Source organism: Kribbella sp. NPDC051620 (genome assembly GCF_044453825.1).
Lineage (GTDB): Bacteria > Actinomycetota > Actinomycetes > Propionibacteriales > Kribbellaceae > Kribbella.
In genome coordinates, this window is record NZ_JBITDB010000015.1 from 1,687 (window position 1) to 3,698 (window position 2,012).

General features: G+C 55.0%; 1 rRNA gene (running past one end of the window). It reads left to right on the top strand.

What is annotated here, in order from left to right:
- Positions 1 to 75 precede the first annotated feature (75 nt).
- Positions 76 to 2,012, top strand: a 23S ribosomal RNA gene (locus ACIA12_RS40550) (it continues 1,270 nt past the right edge of the window).

A 2,012-nucleotide genomic window follows, 5' to 3' on the forward strand; every position in this document is an offset into this window, starting at 1 on the left:
CTGGTTTTCCTGCCCGTATTTTGAGAACTGTATAGTGGACGCGAGCATCTTCAGTAGTTGTTTTTGTTGTTGTTTTGACAAGCTACTAAGGGCAATCGGTGGATGTCTAGGCACCAAGAGCCGATGAAGGACGTAGGAGCCTGCGATAAGCCCCGGGGAGTTGGCAACCAAGCTGTGATCCGGGGGTGTCCGAATGGGGAAACCCAGCTGGCATTCTAAAGCCAGTTACCAGTGCCTGAACACATAGGGTTCTGGAGGGAACGCGGGGAAGTGAAACATCTCAGTACCCGCAGGAAGAGAAAACAATAGTGATTCCGTGAGTAGTGGCGAGCGAAAGCGGATGAGGCTAAACCATGTGCGTGTGATAGCCGGCGTGCGTTGCGTATATGGGGTTGTGGGAGCATTCAGACCTTAATGCCGTGGGGTCAGGGAGTTATAAATCACTGTTGAAGTCGAATTTTCTGGAAAGTTGAGCCGTAGTGGGTAAGAGCCCCGTAGGCGTAAGACAGTGACTTCCGAGTGTTTTCCCAAGTAGCACGGGACTCTTGAAATCCCGTGTGAATCTGGCGGGACCACCCGCTAAGCCTAAATACTTCTTGGTGACCGATAGCGGACTAGTACCGTGAGGGAAAGATGAAAAGTACCCCGGGAGGGGAGTGAAATAGTACCTGAAACCGGTTGCCTACAATCCGTCGGAGCATTCATTCGTGGGTGTGACGGCGTGCCTTTTGAAGAATGAGCCTGCGAGTTAGTGGTATGTGGCGAGGTTAACCCGTGTGGGGTAGCCGTAGCGAAAGCGAGTCTGAATAGGGCGCTTTAGTCGCATGCTCTAGACCCGAAGCGGAGTGATCTATCCATGGGCAGGTTGAAGCGCGGGTAAGACCGCGTGGAGGACCGAACCCACCAGGGTTGAAAACCTGGGGGATGACCTGTGGATAGGGGTGAAAGGCCAATCAAACTCCGTGATAGCTGGTTCTCCCCGAAATGCATATAGGTGCAGCGTCGCGTGTTTCTTACCGGAGGTAGAGCACTGGATGGTCTAGGGGGCTTACCGGCTTACCGAAATCAGCCAAACTCCGAATGCCGGTAAGTGAGAGCGCGGCAGTGAGACGGCGGGGGATAAGCTCCGTCGTCGAGAGGGAAACAGCCCAGATCACCAGCTAAGGCCCCTAAGCGATTGCTAAGTGGAAAAGGATGTGGAGTTGCCCAGACAACCAGGAGGTTGGCTTAGAAGCAGCCACCCTTGAAAGAGTGCGTAATAGCTCACTGGTCAAGTGATTCCGCGCCGACAATGTAGCGGGGCTCAAGCAATCCGCCGAAGCTGTGGCATTCACACTTGTACCCGGCCACCTTGTGTGGTCCAGGTGTGTGGATGGGTAGGGGAGCGTCGTGCAGCGTGTGAAGCAGCAGAGTGATCTAGTTGTGGATGCTGCACGAGTGAGAATGCAGGCATGAGTAGCGAATGACGGGTGAGAAACCCGTCCGCCGAATGATCAAGGGTTCCAGGGTCAAGCTAATCTGCCCTGGGTAAGTCGGGACCTAAGGCGAGGCCGACAGGCGTAGTCGATGGACAACGGGTTGATATTCCCGTACCGGCATTAACACGACCCGACCGAACCTACTGATGCTAAGACTCAGAAGCTTTGAGGCCTTCGGGCTGAGGGGTGGATGATTCGACCCTAGGTGGTATTAGGTGCACTAAGGAGTGACGCAGGAGGGCAGTCCATCCGCGGCGATGGTAGGCGCAAGCTGATCCGCGGGCAAGGTGGTAGGGCGAGGCATAGGCAAATCCGTGTCTCATTGAGCCTGAGAACCGAGGCGGACCCGTTCAGGGGAAGTGGATGATCCCATGCTGCCGAGAAAAGCTTCGTAGTGAGTGTTAGAGCCGCCCGTACCCCAAACCGACACAGGTGATCAGGTAGAGAATACCAAGGCGATCGAGTGAACCATGGTTAAGGAACTCGGCAAAATGCCCCCGTAACTTCGGGAGAAGGGGGGCCGGACACGTTACA